Raw genomic sequence first — 16,054 nt, 5'->3', positions numbered from 1 at the left:
TTAAATATAGCTACATCTTTTATGTCTTGTTCTTTTCTATCTTTGAGTTGACCGTTTTCATCAAGCAAATTGAATTTTTCCATCAAAGACTTCTCCTCGTCAGAAAGTTCTATGAGCGCTTCTCGAATACGTTTTATCAACTTTGTTCGGTGTCTGCTATCTTTTGTAGATAATTCGATAGATTCCAAAAAGTTGATTGCTGGTACTAACTCATTATTCTTCAATGTAATTTTCATTCTCCTATCTCCTTCTATAACCTTACTGTTTTAAAAGACGCCACCGTTCCACTACCTTGACCAGAAGTACGAATAGAAGTTGGCAGTTGTAATGTGCCTAATCCTTTTAATGCACGAACGATGTTTCTTATATCTTCCACAGGTAATACAACATTGTTATGCAAAAGATACAAATAACCGCTACCAAACATTACACCGCTTTTTCCGCTATCGTTTAATAGAGCAGAATAAAAGGTATTATTATAATTCACTACACCAAATCGTAAAAACTCTCTTGCACTAGGAATTCCTGGCTTAACTTTGATCATATGAACATCTGCATCCATATGAATTCCTGCTTTTCCTGAAAATTTTCCACGAGGATCAAGCATTAACATAGAAGTAAATGCACTATCATTTTGAGCTTTTCGATAAGACCATGAGATATAATCCCCCTCGTGATCTAAGTTCATTGCAATACCACGGATAGTTTCATTTCCTATTTTTGAATTTTCACCTATTCTTCCTATTTTTCTTGTTCCATGCCAAAATTCCATTCCTTCACTGGTTAACTTCCCACTTAATTGATTTTTATTGAAGAAACTTAGGGTGTAAGGATCTATCTTTAAATTCTGGCTATAATTATTAAAACCAACTTGAATCGCATTGACTGCTAATTTATCTGCAGTAATTGATCGAGCTTGAATCCGTTGTGCAGAAAGATAGCCCGTTGTAATTTTTGCAGCATCGACAAACGCAATTTTTGCATCAGTAATTGCTGCGTTCGCAATTTTAGCTGTCGATACTGAAAGATCCGCAATTTGAGCGGTTTTGATCACTCCATTATCAATTGATGTCTGACCTGTAATGTGAATCTTATTACCAGCAATCAATATTGATTCATTAGATATATTGATTTGATTAACAACATCATTTTTAGAAACTTTTAAATTAATTGTATCTGATAGTTGGGTAATCTGTGATGAAGTAATATTTGTATTTGCCTCATAAATATATAACTGACGAATCTTAATCGTAGTTGCTGGTGGCAGCCAAAATGACAAGCCAGTCCATCTTGTCAATTTAATTGTTCCATATATCCATCCAGGATTAGTATTAGGAAGAGAGAACGTAAAATTTTCTCCATCACTCGTTCCTACCTCTATGGGTTTCCTCCCAGAGTTAACCCCCACATTTACATACATTTTAATATTGTACGTTTTCCCAATTTCTAAGGAAAGTGGTGGTGATCCCCAGTAAGCTCTGTTTCTTGTTGCTCCTCCGTTATTATTAATAGTCATTCCTTGACTATCATAAACTATGTGAATTCCTGTTCCTTCAACAGCTGGCTTTGGATCTTGTTTTTTGAAGTTTGGATTAGGAAATTTGTTTGTAATATCCGTAATATTTCCTTGAATTTCTGTAACTGTCTGTCTAATAACATTGGCAGTAGTTTCAAGCTGCGTAGCTTTTGTCAGTGCTGAGTTTGCTGTAGTCTGAACACTTGAAATAGTTGTCTTTAAGCCGCTCACTGTTGTTTCAGTTTGAGTAGCTTTTGAGAGAGCTGAGTCTGCAGTCGTTTTTACAGAAGTTACTGTAGTTTTGACGCCGTCTACTGTTGTTTCAATCTCGTTAACTTTTGTTGTTTGAGCCTTATCCTCAGGTGCTGGAGACCAGTCAGTCAACTGATTTCCTTCTTCAATCTGAGCACGCCACACGGTAAAATCCAGGCTGTCAGCATTCGTGGATCGATATAGTACAAATTGCATTGCTGCTAAATTCTCAAGGTGTTTAGCTACCAGTGAAATACGTTTAGATTGACCTGGTTCAACATAATCAGTCTTACCTAAATTATTACTAAACCTAATACGTTTGTCTCCATTGTTCTTAACATATATAGAGTGAACATAGCTCGTATTGTTTTTAACATAAGTAATAATATTTCCGGGAAGAGTACCACAAATTGTACCAGTACCGCCCGTAACAACATGCCTAACTGCATTTTTTGCATTCCATTCAGGAACTTGAACTATTGAATGAGTAATTGAAGCACCTTGATATGGTCTAAATTTTGGAGATTCAGATTCACTAACCCAGTTTCTACCACCAACTTGAAAATTGTTTTGCCATTGTTCGACACTTGCCAAAGTCTGGGTTACACCATCAACTGTTGTTTGTAGAACGTTAGCTTTACTTAACGCACTATTAGCTGTCGTTTGCATAGTAGCAAGAGTCTGCTTTTGCCCATCTACTGTGATTTCTAACTCGTTGAGTTTCTTTGTTGTACTTGTTGATGTAGTCTCAACTGTCGTGATCCTTCCTTTTAAACCATCAACTGACTTTTCTATTGAAACAGTCTTGCCCTCTACGGATCGTACCTTACTATATGCTTCACTTGCTTTAAAACTGATTGTACTGATATCCCGATTCATCGCAGAAATATCAGAGACAAGATGGTTAACATTGATTTGAATATTATTTGCTTTCTCAACAGCTCGTTTTGTATCACTTTCTACCTCACTCACTTTATTAGCGATTTCATCAAACTTCGCTGTAGACATAATGAATGTCCAAACAGTTCCATCCCAAATATAAAATTCAATATCCTCACCACTTGGTTTGTACCACATATCCCCGACACGTGTTGCTGTTGGTTCTCCTTCACCATTTTTACCAAAGAGACCATGGAAAATCATGTTCTTTCCATTCGCAGCAGTAATTGCTGAATCCATTTGATTTCCTATTTCTTTGATCGATGTTTGAGTGTCATTTATGATCGATGATAAAGTAGTACGTTTTTCACCGATTTCTATTTCATCATAGGCATCACGCAACACATTCCACTTTGTTTTGATCACTTTAGCAGTCGTGTCTACACCTAACTTTTCATAATATACTCGAACATCATCGCATAGCTCGACAGTCTCCAATGTAGCAATATCAGCATAATCAGCGGTCTGTGCCAAATCCAAAAAAGACACCTTAATTGATGTCTTTGGAATACCAATATCATTATCTTTGATATAATCCTGAGCCAATTGTTTTAGTTTTACCTTGGTTGGAACTTCATCATGTTCAAATTTATTACTAAAATCAACTGGCAACACATTACGGTTTGGGTATTCATTAATATTCTCGCAATCAACTACATATCCATCAATAGTAACTATTTGTTCATTTTCATCGTCATCCGTATAAATAGCATACGGATAAATTGTTGTATAAGTCGTCATGATATTACGTTCCTGTTCAAAATCCGTAATATTACGACCGTATGCTAGAATAGTGTTGGCGGTAGTTCCACGCTTCTTTAACAAACTAATGTGATAGTTGTCAAAACGATATTCACCGCCCCAAACATCTAAGATAGAACCTTCCACGCCACCTAATGCTTGTCGAGGATTTTCCACTTTGTCGATTCGCCAATTCGTTTTGTTGCTTGTATCAATATCCGAGTCCACAATAAATGGATTGTTGTCTAAAATTGCTAACTTCCAAGCATTTAAAGCTGCACTTGCGTTTCCACTGATAAATACTTCTGGCTTCATTGGTAATTCTTGACTCAAGTAGCTAACGTGTTCTGCGTAGATTTTAGCTTGTCCGTCATGATTTGGTACAATCCGTTTGATTCTGAACCGTTGATCAGTTAGCGTTGGACTTGAGTCAGCTTTGATAATTCGATTCTCTTGCAACAACGGATAGATTTCATCATCAACTAACACTTTAGCTTCAAAAATAAAGGTACCATTTCTTTCTTCTGTGACAAAAGCTTCTGTTGCTGTTTTGATTGGACCTAAACCCAAACTAAAAAAATCTATTTCGTTTGCCTCATACAAAATTGGATAGGTCACACAATCACCTCCCAGCGAGGAACAATTTTCATCTCAGTTACTGATCCAGTAGTCAGCACATTGTTAAGTCCAGGATTAATCCCAGGCAAAGGATAAGTAGTGATCTTATTCCACTGTGGACGCTGCCCATCTAAGGATTTGACTTGATCATACAATACATCAATGATTATCCCTCCATCCACATCCTTCAAAGAATACGTAGAGGAGCCAATTCGTAAAACAATATTTCCTGCCCCCTTAATTATGATCTTTGGGCGTGCCATGCGTTTAGTGGGATTCGTAATTGAGGTAGAGAGCGTTTGTTCAACTAATCCAGATTTTAAGAACTTATATGGTTTAAGCTTGAAGTTCAGCACACACTTTCCATAGCAAGACACTATTCTTTGTATATCATATTCTCCAACATACATTGCTCGATATACATAATTTGGATCTCCCCCAAATATGAAATCATGCCAGTCGGCATCTTCAGAAAGCCAATTAGAAATAACAGTTACTTCATCTTCTATTTTTATCCCTTTAGGCAGCCTAAGCCTAAAGGGATAACTTCTACTTATATTATTTAACGTACCATCTCCGGTACCAACTTCTCCGTCTTGACCATCAATCTTTTGAAAACTTCGATTTCTTGTTACTCCATCAAAAGTAAGTCCGGCTTCTAAAAATAAAAAATGGTTATCCGTTCGATCTCCGTTAAACTCAATGAAACTCACTTTAAGTCACCTCTATCTTCTACAGTAGTTATCCATGCAATTTCCTCAATTGTTTTTCGAATGTCTTCTTTTCCATTCCAAGTTACATGCATCGTAATTTCTGGTTGATTATGAATGGTTTTAGTCACATTCCTGTTATTCGTGTAGCTTGCAACACCAGACATCCCTATTCGTCTTGTTCCAAGTGCCATTTCTGGGGTCAAATTAAAGCTTGTATTCAATCGATCTGCCATAGTGCTAACAGTACGCTGTACATTCTTGAAGTTTGCCTGCAAGCTTTCATCAAAGCCTCCCATAATAGCTTTACCTGCTGGAATTAACAAACGCCTATCATAACTAATAGGCCCTTTGTGTTCTGCAATCCAGTCTGCAATTCCTCCAATAAAGCTTTTGACATTTTCATAAGCTGACTTTAATCCTCCTAAAAAACCATCAATAATGGCTCTTCCAGCACCAAACAAATCAATTCCCGAAATAGTATCAATAACTGCACTTGCAATATCTCCTGCTGCAGAAAATACATCGCCAATCGCTCCGCCTATTCCAGATATAAGGCTTGCGATTAACTTGCCACCTGCCGACAATAAGTCTCCTAAGAAACCTAAAATTGTAGAAAGTAATCCACTAATTAACTTCCCTCCAGCAGATAATAACTGTCCTAGCAGGCTTAACCCCCCACTGATTAGAGCTCCAATTAGCTTAACACCTGCAGATAGCAGCTGAGGAACAGCACCAATCAATGCACCTAAAAGAGCTACAATTAGTTGCAAAGCAGCTGCAACAAGTTGTGGAAGTACCGATATTACACCGGCGACTAATCCTAGCAACAATTGGACACCTGCATCAATCAACTGTGGTAAGGCTTCGATAAGAGCGCCTAATAGTGCAGTAATGATTTGAATAGCTGCATCAATCAGTTGTGGTAAGATTGACAAAATTCCCTGAATCAGCGCCATTAGCAATTGAATCCCGGCTTCAATAATTTGAGGCAGTGCCGAAATCAACGCTGTCACAAGAGCCATAATTATTTGCAGAGCTGCCATTAGTAACGTTGGCAATATTGATAATAGCCCTTGAATCAAAGCCATTAATATTTGTACTCCAACGGCGATAAGCATTGGTAGAGCTGTGATAAAGGCCGTCAGTAATCCAGTGACAATAGATGTTGTTGCTTCCGTCAACGTAGGCAGTGCCGAAATAATTCCCTCTAATAAAGTAGTGATAATTTGCAGACCAACATCGAGCAACATTGGTAAAAATGATAAAAGAGTATCAATTAGTGCATTTAAGATGCCTATTGCTGCTTTGATAATGACTGGTAGTGCAATCGTTATCCCTTCTATCAGTGCTGTAAGAACAGAGACACCAACTTCTACCAATTGTGGTAAGACATCAGCTATAGCTGTGATAAGCTGGACTATTATTTGAGAAGCTACAATCATCAACGCTGGTAATGCCATTGCTAACCCTTGAACTAAAGTAGTAATCACTTGCGTCGCTAATGAAATAATTTGAGGTAAAACTGTTGTTATAGCATTAACTAGAGTTTGAATGATTTCCGTAGCGACAGAAACAATTCCTGGTAAAGCTGCAGTCAATCCGTTTAAAAATCCGGTGATAAGGTCTGTTGCAAGCTGCACAAACTTGGGTAAGTTGGTACTTATAAAACTAGCAACGTTTGTGATTGTTGACTGCAAGTTATCAAAAACTTGAGTGATTCCATCTGCTGAAAGATCACCTGTCTTGACCCATGCTGCGACAAAAGATAGAACCAAGGAAATTAAAGTTCCCCAAGGTCCCGTTAGCCCAAGAGTGGCAATTGCTAATTTAGAAAACAAACTAACAACAATACTTATTACCCCACCTATCTTTCCAAATGAACCTCCTAGGCTTTCCAGTAAATTACCCGCTAATTCCATCCCGACAGAAAATACACCAGAAAGAACCCCAGCTACCGTTGATAATACCGAACCCATTTTCTCTAAACCACTAGACAAGACTTCCTTTGCAGCGCTTGCGAATCTTTGTAAAGCTGGAACAACAATAGAAAGAATAGCCGAACCAACAGACACCATCTTACTGAAACTATTGACTATTGCCGTACCGACTACTGAAGCTACTGCTTGGAGCGTTGGCAAAACGCCTACTAATACTGTTTTTAGCCAGTTGAAAGCAGCAACAAGACCTTCTTTTAGGACTGATACAGTTTTGTTAACTCCTTCTCGGAAGGTTTCATTTGTTTTGTAAAAGTATGTGAATACACCTATCAAAGCTCCAACTGCAGCAACTACCCAACCGACAGGCCCCATAAATCCAGCGAGCATCTTTATCGTTCCGACTAATCCAAGGTTATTTAATGTTATCATTGCTATTTTTAATGCAGATATAGCAAAAGTTAAGCCATTAATAACTGAAGATACCGCTGAGGCGATTTGCAATGCAATCAATGCACCTACCACAGCTGAAATAACCGGTGCAAGAGTTGCTGCTACATCATACAATTTTGAAAAAACTGTTTCTATTTCCCCTGTATGCTGAATAACAAAATCCATTCCACTAACTATAGAATCGAAAGCGGAATTGATTACGCTTTTTAAGCTATCTATATTCTGAGCAATAGTTTTACCAGTTAAAACCTGTGATAATTCATCTACTTTCGTTATTACATTAGCAATACCCTTCGATACAGCATTCTTCAAATTTCCAAAAGAAGTAGCAATCCCTAAACTATTCTCTTTAGCAAGATCAGCAAGCATTCCTGTGCCTGTTCCGAGTTCAATAAGCTTGTCATTGAATTGGTCAAAAGTTACAGTTCCATCTTTCAAAGCTGCATATAAATCTCGTTGAGCAGACTTGCCAACAAATCCCATAGCTTCAGCGGTCTTTTGCAAAGCTAAAGGCATCGTTTCTTGAAGAGTTTTCCAACTCTCTAAGTCAACGGTGCCTGTTGATAACATTTGATTAAATTGTTGCATTCCCCGACTAGCGTCCTCTGTAGAGGCTCCAGATGCGAGAAAAGCGTTATTCAAAGCCAATACAGTATCAGTAGACTTATCTAAATCTCCTGTAATAGCTGTCATTTGCTGTGTACTTGCCACAACGTCATCAAGTTTTGTCGGCAAACCATCAATCCCATTAGACAATTTGTCAATTGATTTTTGACTTTCTTCTGCACTAAATCCCAGTGCGCTCATTACTTTAGGAAATTTTTGCATCGTGTCAAAACGGCTGATAGCACTATCCAATGAGCTTTTTAAAACGTTAAATGCAGCACTTGCCACTTTCACAAGCCCTAAAGCTGTAGCCATTTGAGTTACTTTACCAATGGAAGATCCAACTTTGTTAGTAAATGTATCCGTTTTGGATGCTGTATCACCAAGAGATTTTCCAAGCATGTCAGCTTTTTCTTTCATTGTTAGGAAGCGCCCGTTTGCAGCTCTCCACCGACCATTTTTATCTTGAAAAGCGCCATCGTATTTTGATGATAAGCTATCGATCGATTTTTCTGCACTCTTAACTTCTTTGTTGTTGACAGTGATATCAATAATAATTTTTCCATCAGCCATCAGCATCCACCTCCTTGTTTAAGGAGTATTTGGCTTGTAGTTCTCTCATACGCTCCTTTTCTTTTGGACTATCGCCTTTTTGAGGTTTCCATTGCCTAATCTGTACAATCTTAGGAAGAATAGTGTCATCTGGTAAGCTTTCAAGAATGGCTTGAAATTCTTCCCAGTGCATTTTCCCTTGTTCTTCAAAAAGATTAATACCGATTTGACGAAAAGAGGCATATATGTACTTAGCGTCTTGGACCAAGTCCATACTTTTCTTGTCGTCAGAAGATTTAGGTGTTGGCATAGGATTGCCGTCTAAGTCATATCTCACTTTCTCTTGACTTCCGATCTGGATATGCCGATTCAGAATCAACTCCCAGAGTTCCATTTGTTTTTCGAAGGTTAGATTTGATTCGCCAATGAGAAGATTTAGAGCCAAATCAACCTTTTCCCAAGCCATCAATGACTTGTCAGAGATGGCATCTAAAACATCCAAGACATTATCAAAAGCCAGATCTAGCGGATACATAACACCTTCAAACTCAATTTCAGTGGTCAATGGGTCATTCAACCGCATTTAGATCACCTACTTTTTCTTCTTTTTGGTTTTAAGAGCTTTTTTCTTCAGCATATTTGCTTTTCGTTGTGCCAATTTGTCTTCACGCTCTTTCGCATCGTTTTCAATGGCTTCAGCAACGTTCTCAGCGATTGGATCAAATAAATCGAACAATTGGACTGCATCTGGATATTCCAAATAAATTTTTTCATACGAACCTTCGCCTAACAATGCATCATACTGAATTGCATTGAGTTCATTTGAAATATCGATTAGGTTTTGAGCGTCACTTTTAGTAATGTTTTCTTGATCGATCACTAGTTTTTCTCGCTTTTTCAGTAATGGTGTGATCTTTTCTTCGACTTCGTCTTGAATATCGAAAAATCGAGTTAATTCCTCAACCGTTGTGCCGAAGAAAAACTCGATTTTGCCAATATTAATAGGAAAACCCGATCGTTTAATCTCAAAATTCATAATTATTCCCCCTAAAAAAAGGAGAGCATAAGCTCTCCTTTTACCCTTCCGTTACTTCCGGTGTTTTATCATAAGTGATGGCACAGCTGAATTCTTCCCAGTCAGAAGCTTCCCCAGAGCCGGCTACGATCTTCTCGCTAAGAGTTCCAACTCCTTCGATTGTCGTTCCGTCTGTTTCAATGATCTTATGCCAAACTTTCCGATCATCACCTTTAGCACGTTTTTTCTTTTTGACTAGTTGTTGCGCTTCTTGCTCTGGATCCCAATAACCAGAAAAATTCCATTTTTCGGTTACGCCAGTAACATCGGTTGATAAAGTACCATCTCCTGCATAATCGGCATAATCTTCTGATTGTACATCGCCATCGTCTTCCACAGTTGTTACATAGCGCCCAAATTTTTTGTAGGCGTCTTCCAATGGTTTAGTATCAGGTTTCGTTGCATCATAGTCAGCAACAAAATGTTGCCGTAGGGCGTTCTTTTTTCTTGCCATTAGTTTGTTTCCCCCTTAGGATAAGTTGTGATTTTTGCTTTAATATCAACCAAAAAGATATAGGTTCTTGTTTCATCCAGTTGATTGATAAATGGTTTGTTCGTAATGCAAATCGAATCGAAATCAAAAGAACCATCTGAACTATTTAGCTCCGACAGCTCTTCTAGATAATTTTGCACAAGCCAAAGTGCATTACTTATTTTCTGCTGATCTTGTGACTTCATTGCAAATTCAAAGTTCAACTCTTGATCTTTTGTACCGTCAAAGAATTCTTGGGTCACTTGGCCACCTGCTAATGGATACAAAACAAAAGCTTCATCCTTTGGTGGCAAATACCCCAGAACACATTTGAGTGGCAGGCTCGGAATAGTATTCACTGATTGATTTAAGCGTTCTATAAAATCCACTACAATCCGGCTCCTTTCTTAAATGCTTTTATCCAGTCGCTCATAAAGATTGCTTCTGCTTTTAGATCCCATCTTGGGCCGGTTCCTGGAGTCGTATACTTCCAACCACCCGGCGCATAGAATTGGCGTCTAGCGTAAGCGGAAATCCATTCAATTTGGCTGCCATCCGGGGCGACATTACTCATTTTACGTAAATCACCGTCTTTTTCCGGAACAAAATTTTCGTTCATCGTTGAGTGCATCCTAGATGCCATATTAAACTGGCCACGCTCAAAGTTATCGGCAGATAGCTTCTTTCTAACTCCACTTAAATCAACTTTGATACCGGACATCAGACCACCTCCAATCGCCAACCGATAGACTGTCCATTTAGAATCAACGGTTTAGAAGTGATGATAGTAAACTCATCACCTTTGAACTCAATTTTGGTTGATACTTTGAAATCAGGAAGCGGTCCACAGTAGCGATCTGTCATAGTGATCGAAGCATTTGGAGCATCAGCGGTAGAGTTTATTCCCGAACGAGCAAACCTTGAAGCAAAGTTGAACCAGCAGTTTTCAATGGTCCAATCTTTGGTAATAGGCTTTTGCCAGCCATCTTCTCCGATTACTTCCTTATAGATAATCGTGTGACAAAAAGCCTTTTTAGGTGGTAAACGATAGTAACTCATTACCCTAGCCCCCTAAAAAGCAATCCCGTGCCAGATAGAATTAAGATAGCATCGTCGGATATAATAGAGGGCGACTCGTTTGCTCCGGTATTATTGTATCTACTAGCTTCAGTCACGCTCATACCATCTACTGACCAACTTTGAGGACTGTTAATCTCAAGTGTGGAGGTAGCATTCGCTTGATACATATATTCTATTTGAGCAGCAACTGCTTTTTTGAATTTCGATTTGCGAAAATCAATGTCAGATTCTAGATCGTTGAACTGATAAAAATTTCTTGTTTGTACATCAACAAGATCGCAAGCTTTGTTAACAAACACATCGAATTCGTCTTCAGTCATTGATGTATATCCGATTTCTTGGTACTCGGTATAACTCAAGTAAGCCATATGTCCCTCCTTCCAAAAAAGAGAGCTTATTAAGCTCCCTCCGTCACGGTGACTTGGCAAGTTGCAGTTTTGCCATTTACTGTTGTTGCTGTGATCGTTGCAGATCCAGTCGCTACCGCTGTAACTTTACCTTGCACAGGAGTGACAGTGACAATTGCCGTATCGCTCGAGCTAAATTGAACTGATTTGTCACTTGCTTCTGCAGGCGAAACGGTAGCTTTCAACGTCGCTGTGCCCCCAACTTCAAGAGATAACGTCGTTTGATCTAACGTCACTCCTGATGGGGCTACGCTTTTGGGACATAAGATACATAAATTGCTTTTTTAGCATTATCAAATACAATCGCATCGTAATAGTCCAAACCTTTAATTGTATCACGGTAGCCATTGCGATCTTGACTAGCCGGAACAGTGTCAACTGTACCAAATTTAACGATTGGAGCAATTGCTGTTAGTGGTGTAATGATAAAGTTTACAGTGTCTTCAATTGTCAAACCAGACATACGGCCTTTTGCAACTTTGATGATTGGCACACCACCGTCAATTTGAGCAACCGTACGATTGATTCCGTTAATCTGCATTTGATTTGTGGAGAAAGTTTTGCTGACTCCATCAGCATTTTTCAATAATCGATAAGTAGCTGCCGAAACAAACATCACATATCCGCCAGGAACTTCATTATCTGTCATGTATTCTTCTGCAGCATCATAAGCAGCAAGAATATTTGCTTCAGTCAAAGTTTCGTTGATTTTTTTACCTGCATTGTCGAACATAACTTGAATAGCTACTTTGTCACGATGAGGAACGGTAATCAATCGTTTATGTTCAGTCACAACGTTGTTAATTGTCAAAGCTGCACTCTCAGATTGATCTAACTGATCTACATCATATGCAAACCAGTCTTCATGAGTAAGTTTGATCGTTTCCTTCTCAATGCTAACTGCACTTCTGGCGTTGTCTTGGTTACGTTTGTATTGTGTCGCTTCTACAAATCCACTCATTTTATTGATTCGAACTTCGTTTGCTCCGACAAAGTCAGCCGCAGTGATGCTCTTTGCTCCTTGAGTCAGAACATCCCAAACTTGAGAATCGGCACGGAATTCTTTATCAATAGTTGCTAAGTCTTTACTGTCTAATACCAAAGCCATATTTATTCACCTAATCTTTCTTGAATTTTTTGAACCATCGTTTTCTCATTGCTGCCTGCACCTTTAGGAATGCCCCCAGCAAAGATTATAGGAGTTGGTTTATCCTCGTTTTGTTCTTGTTGTTGAAATAAGAATGCTTTGCTTTCTTGCAAGGATTTTAGTTGTTCATCAAATCCTTGTAATTTGCCGTCAACGACTTTTATTGTGTCCTTGTCTAATTGAGTAAGGACAATATCCTCATCGAGTGCCTGAGCTTCTTTGAGTGCTAATTTGATTGCAAAGTCCTTTTGTTGCTCGGCAAGTTGTTTTTCGGAATTGGTTTTTGATTCGTCAAACTTTGTCTGTAAGTCAGCAAGCTGCTTTTCGAGATCTTCATTCCCTTTTGCTGCTTCTTTCAACGTATCTAATTCAGCTTGATTGGCTTGCAGTTCCTGTTTCGCACTGTCACGCTCGCTTTCTGCGGTAGCTACTTGCGCATTAAGTTGCGTTACTGTCTTACCGTGCAAAGCCATAACATTTTTAGCCGTATGTTCGTCAATTCCTAAAGCGATTAAATCTTCTTTTTTCATCAATATTCCTCCTAAGTGTTTTTAGAGCGGCAACTCCCGCTTCGAGTCCGTCTTTTAGAGACATCCGATCAGGTCTAAAGCAAAACAAAAAAGCCCAGCAATACTAGACTTTTGGATATGGATTATGAATAAACTTGTTCCCGGTCATATGATCGATGTAAAAGAGTTTTGTTATCTTCAATAAATTGACGCAGGACAGCTTGTCTTGCTCGTACAATTGATTTAAAATGTTCGATATCTTCTTGATTACCTATCCATTCCGAAGCCTTGAGCGACTTCTTAGCCATTCTAATTGATCGCTCTAATCTTCGTTGCTTAGCAATAATTTTAGCGTTTTGTTGAGCAACTTCAGGAGAAACTGGATCTTTCATGCCAGTATCTTCCATAGGTAGTTGAGAGTACCAACGGTGATTACAATTAATACCATTACATCCGGCAGGTGTCTTCCAACCATAGTCATATACGCTAGGTAAATGTTTGAATTCCTCTGGAGCTTGATTCTTGGGAACCATCAGAACATATCTGCCTTGGATTTTGCTACAAGCGTCACGAGCCGCCGGATGATGGCTCATAAGAGCTGTAACTATTCCATATTCGCTTATACCTCTTTCGATCCTCAAATCATTAAATACAGTGCTTGTTGTTGATTTGATCACGGTACGGACATACGTCTCAAGCGTCCACGACTTCCCTGACTTGTCTTTTAGACTGACATCAATCCCTTTTTGAACCATTTCATAGATCGCCCTTCTAAAAGCTTTCTGTGGCGTTACCAGACCTCCGATGATTCTTGCGACCGTATCATTCAGAACTTGCTGATACATCTTTGCAATTGAGTTCACTTGATAATTGGTAGACAAAAGCGTCTGATTGATATGATTCTCAAAATCTAGCCATTGACTCTCGAAATATTGGTTGAGTATTTGATCAAGATTCGTCCACTCTTTAACAGGCGTTTTAACCAAATTAGCAAGTTTCTTATTTTCTTTGAGATTTTTCTTATAGCCATCCTTAGTAATGTTTTCGGCTAGTTGATCTTTTGTGACACTATTGCATTCTTCGACTAAATCGTTGATTGTATCCCAATTAAGCAAGCCTAGTTGATCTAGCTTTTCAAGATACCACTGGAAAACAGTATCTTGAGAAAGCTCAACATTGGTTTTTATCTTTAATCGATCAACAACTAACTGCATAATTTCTTCTTCAAGAGCCAAATAAGAGTCTTGTATTGCAGCTGATTTGATGTCTAACTGTCGTTGAGTGATAGACATTTAATCACCTCTTGCTAAATCATTGAGCATCTCCATTCGCTCAGTAATACGCTGAGCAAGTTCGATTTTTTGTTTGCCCGGTTTGGTATTGCGCTGTTTTAAAAGCATATTGCGTAATTGTTTGTCAGAAACCATGACCGTAGTTTTCAAACCACATTTTTGACACTTAAAAAATTCATGTTTGATATTATCGCCTAAAATTTCGGTACCCTTCATTAAAGGTGTAAGGTTTCCGCACTTCCCGCACTCAAATAACTGTTCTGTCATCTTGATCACTCCATTTCCTCTGGTAGACCTGCATTAGACATCATTCCTGATAACTTATCCGCACTTTGTCGCAATCCTAGCTGATATAACTTCAGTGCTTCGTCTTCTGGGAGATTTAAAATTTTCTCAAAAGCCTTATTAACCGGATAACCTAGTGTTATCAGTTGCTGATAAAACGTGAGTTTTTCACTCGTCGATGTAAATGCTCCATCATCAAAATTGACACCTACATCATCAAATGACGGAATTGAACCATCGTAGACATCTAATGATTTACCTAGCTCGCAAACAGTGATAACCAGTTCCTTAACAAACTTTTCGATATTGGTAATTTGCATTGATCGTGTCTGATAAGTTTGAGAGTTCTCACTGACCACTTCTGTAGCAGTTTTTGTGGATAACTTTCCAGAACTATCAAAACTAAATGTTCCGCTAGAAAGATTTGTTTCCATTTCCAAGGTTCTCAGATGATGGTTGATTGCAGCAACGTATTCCGTTGTCCGAATGCTAGTGGTTAGATCTTTGATTGTGTAATCATCCATATTGGCCCCAGGGATAATTTGGAAAGTGTCTTCGTCATCATCAAAGTACATTTTGACTTGACCATTCTCGACACGACTTTTCAGAAGCATCTCACTCGCAGCGATCCGTCTCTTACCTCGTCTGATTTCCTCATTGAATTCATCAAAAGTCCGGTTAATGCGGTCTAATGTCTTCTTACAGTTATCACATACACCTAATCCTAAAGTAGAGCAAGGAGAAATATTATTAAACCCACTTGTTTTTAGATAAGCGAATAACGGTCTGGACAATACGCCTGTATTGAAAGTTGACTGAGGTTCTAGATCATCATAAAGCAAAGATAAATTAACCTGCGATCCTACTATTTCTGGAATCTCCGATCGATATAGCTCATTTGTGACTGTATACATCCCATTTTCTTGCCATTCATGAAATTCTAGCAGTGTGTAATAGACCTGTTTTCCGCCTTCTGTTCGAATAGTCCTGAAAGGAATAGCACATTCACTGATATTGTTCGAATTACTGTCTAATGGATAAAAGGCATCTGCTAATGCCCAAGAAAATTCAATTTGTTTGGTTTTCTTATCCAAATACGGTCTACATGCTAGGCCACCAAGTGCAAACATTGGCTCTAGATACTTAGCAAAGTTCTTTTTGAAATCGTTGTGCTCGAATACTTTTTCGATGAACTCTTTAGCATCGCCATCTACTTCAATCTCACACTGTTCATTAAAGACCACTGTTGCATACTGTCCAGCGACTTTTTTCATCATGTTGATGCTAGAAAAAGGGCGTTTCTTTATTCTTCCGTTGCTATTCTTAAATTGAATATCGTCATGCTTGCCCTCATAGTATCTAAGGCTTTCAATGATTCTGTTGTATTCTTCTAACTCTAAATTGATCTTCGGATGGTCCAAGATAGAGTTAAGACTTTGAACTGGCAAGATAGCATTAGCCCC

At 38.6% G+C, this 16,054-nt stretch carries 16 protein-coding genes and 1 pseudogene; all 17 read right to left on the bottom strand.

The genetic code is table 11. The features are described 5' to 3' along the window. Nucleotides 1-236, bottom strand: a pseudogene (locus EG2_RS17285) (DUF1617 family protein); the annotation flags it as partial. A 14-nt stretch (nucleotides 237-250) separates the two neighbouring features. Continuing rightward, nucleotides 251-4,066 (bottom strand): phage tail spike protein, encoded by a 3,816-nt coding sequence (locus EG2_RS17280; RefSeq protein WP_060815581.1) that lies wholly within the window; start codon nucleotides 4,064-4,066, stop codon nucleotides 251-253. Next, the gene (locus EG2_RS17275) at nucleotides 4,063-4,779 is read right to left on the bottom strand and encodes a hypothetical protein (protein WP_060815579.1); all 717 of its coding nucleotides are present in this window, start codon (nucleotides 4,777-4,779) and stop codon (nucleotides 4,063-4,065) included. Before EG2_RS17275 ends, EG2_RS17280 begins: the two co-directional genes overlap by 4 nt. Further along, on the bottom strand, nucleotides 4,776-8,345 hold the full coding sequence (locus tag EG2_RS17270) for a tape measure protein (protein WP_071870206.1): 3,570 nt from the start codon (nucleotides 8,343-8,345) through the stop codon (nucleotides 4,776-4,778). Before EG2_RS17270 ends, EG2_RS17275 begins: the two co-directional genes overlap by 4 nt. Beyond that, complete coding sequence (locus EG2_RS17265; RefSeq protein ID WP_060815575.1) at nucleotides 8,338-8,907, bottom strand: Gp15 family bacteriophage protein; 570 nt, start codon at nucleotides 8,905-8,907, stop codon at nucleotides 8,338-8,340. The genes EG2_RS17270 and EG2_RS17265 overlap by 8 nt, the downstream gene beginning before the upstream one ends. Before the next feature lie 9 nt (nucleotides 8,908-8,916). Continuing rightward, on the bottom strand, nucleotides 8,917-9,360 hold the full coding sequence (locus EG2_RS17260) for a hypothetical protein (protein WP_060815574.1): 444 nt from the start codon (nucleotides 9,358-9,360) through the stop codon (nucleotides 8,917-8,919). Between the two features lie 40 nt (nucleotides 9,361-9,400). Then, the gene (locus EG2_RS17255) at nucleotides 9,401-9,853 is read right to left on the bottom strand and encodes a phage tail tube protein (protein WP_060815572.1); all 453 of its coding nucleotides are present in this window, start codon (nucleotides 9,851-9,853) and stop codon (nucleotides 9,401-9,403) included. Further along, a complete protein-coding gene (locus EG2_RS17250) occupies nucleotides 9,853-10,260 on the bottom strand; it encodes a phage tail terminator protein (RefSeq protein ID WP_060815570.1) in 408 nt (135 codons plus the stop codon). Before EG2_RS17250 ends, EG2_RS17255 begins: the two co-directional genes overlap by 1 nt. Next, nucleotides 10,260-10,592, bottom strand: a complete 333-nt coding sequence (locus tag EG2_RS17245; RefSeq protein ID WP_060815568.1) for a minor capsid protein — start codon at nucleotides 10,590-10,592, stop codon at nucleotides 10,260-10,262. The genes EG2_RS17250 and EG2_RS17245 overlap by 1 nt, the downstream gene beginning before the upstream one ends. Beyond that, a complete protein-coding gene (locus EG2_RS17240; protein WP_060815567.1) occupies nucleotides 10,592-10,930 on the bottom strand; it encodes a putative minor capsid protein in 339 nt (112 codons plus the stop codon). The genes EG2_RS17245 and EG2_RS17240 overlap by 1 nt, the downstream gene beginning before the upstream one ends. Continuing rightward, complete coding sequence (locus EG2_RS17235) at nucleotides 10,930-11,319, bottom strand: head-tail connector protein (RefSeq protein WP_060815565.1); 390 nt, start codon at nucleotides 11,317-11,319, stop codon at nucleotides 10,930-10,932. The genes EG2_RS17240 and EG2_RS17235 overlap by 1 nt, the downstream gene beginning before the upstream one ends. 29 nt (nucleotides 11,320-11,348) lie before the next feature. Further along, nucleotides 11,349-11,594, bottom strand: coding sequence for an Ig-like domain-containing protein (locus EG2_RS17230; RefSeq protein WP_071870205.1), 246 nt, complete (start codon nucleotides 11,592-11,594; stop codon nucleotides 11,349-11,351). Between the two features lie 11 nt (nucleotides 11,595-11,605). Next, nucleotides 11,606-12,466, bottom strand: a complete 861-nt coding sequence (locus EG2_RS17225; protein WP_060815562.1) for a hypothetical protein — start codon at nucleotides 12,464-12,466, stop codon at nucleotides 11,606-11,608. Nucleotides 12,467-12,468: 2 nt separating this feature from the next. Continuing rightward, complete coding sequence (locus EG2_RS17220; RefSeq protein WP_060815561.1) at nucleotides 12,469-13,035, bottom strand: phage scaffolding protein; 567 nt, start codon at nucleotides 13,033-13,035, stop codon at nucleotides 12,469-12,471. A 122-nt stretch (nucleotides 13,036-13,157) separates the two neighbouring features. After that, the gene (locus tag EG2_RS17215) at nucleotides 13,158-14,306 is read right to left on the bottom strand and encodes a phage minor capsid protein (protein WP_060815559.1); all 1,149 of its coding nucleotides are present in this window, start codon (nucleotides 14,304-14,306) and stop codon (nucleotides 13,158-13,160) included. Next, a complete protein-coding gene (locus EG2_RS17210; protein WP_060815557.1) occupies nucleotides 14,307-14,573 on the bottom strand; it encodes a hypothetical protein in 267 nt (88 codons plus the stop codon). A 5-nt stretch (nucleotides 14,574-14,578) separates the two neighbouring features. Beyond that, nucleotides 14,579-16,054, bottom strand: a 1,476-nt coding sequence (locus EG2_RS17205; RefSeq protein ID WP_156424256.1) for a phage portal protein, incomplete at its 5' end; no start/stop codon positions are given.

It is taken from the genome of Enterococcus gallinarum NBRC 100675 (assembly GCF_001544275.1).
In the GTDB taxonomy this organism is placed as follows: domain Bacteria; phylum Bacillota; class Bacilli; order Lactobacillales; family Enterococcaceae; genus Enterococcus_D; species Enterococcus_D gallinarum.
Note: the sequence above shows the minus strand (reverse complement) of the source record. Positions and strands in the feature narration are given on the sequence as shown.

Excerpts from the sequence above, each read along its gene's own strand:
- EG2_RS17220 (WP_060815561.1), bottom strand. The coding sequence starts at position 13,035 with ATGAAAAAAGAAGATTTAATCGCTTTAGGAATTGACGAACATACGGCT.
- EG2_RS17215 (WP_060815559.1), bottom strand. The coding sequence starts at position 14,306 with ATGTCTATCACTCAACGACAGTTAGACATCAAATCAGCTGCAATACAA.
- EG2_RS17270 (WP_071870206.1), bottom strand. The coding sequence starts at position 8,345 with ATGGCTGATGGAAAAATTATTATTGATATCACTGTCAACAACAAAGAA.
- EG2_RS17210 (WP_060815557.1), bottom strand. The coding sequence starts at position 14,573 with ATGACAGAACAGTTATTTGAGTGCGGGAAGTGCGGAAACCTTACACCT.
- EG2_RS17265 (WP_060815575.1), bottom strand. The coding sequence starts at position 8,907 with ATGCGGTTGAATGACCCATTGACCACTGAAATTGAGTTTGAAGGTGTT.
- EG2_RS17245 (WP_060815568.1), bottom strand. The coding sequence starts at position 10,592 with ATGTCCGGTATCAAAGTTGATTTAAGTGGAGTTAGAAAGAAGCTATCT.
- EG2_RS17240 (WP_060815567.1), bottom strand. The coding sequence starts at position 10,930 with ATGAGTTACTATCGTTTACCACCTAAAAAGGCTTTTTGTCACACGATT.
- EG2_RS17235 (WP_060815565.1), bottom strand. The coding sequence starts at position 11,319 with ATGGCTTACTTGAGTTATACCGAGTACCAAGAAATCGGATATACATCA.
- EG2_RS17260 (WP_060815574.1), bottom strand. The coding sequence starts at position 9,360 with ATGAATTTTGAGATTAAACGATCGGGTTTTCCTATTAATATTGGCAAA.
- EG2_RS17225 (WP_060815562.1), bottom strand. The coding sequence starts at position 12,466 with ATGGCTTTGGTATTAGACAGTAAAGACTTAGCAACTATTGATAAAGAA.
- EG2_RS17255 (WP_060815572.1), bottom strand. The coding sequence starts at position 9,853 with ATGGCAAGAAAAAAGAACGCCCTACGGCAACATTTTGTTGCTGACTAT.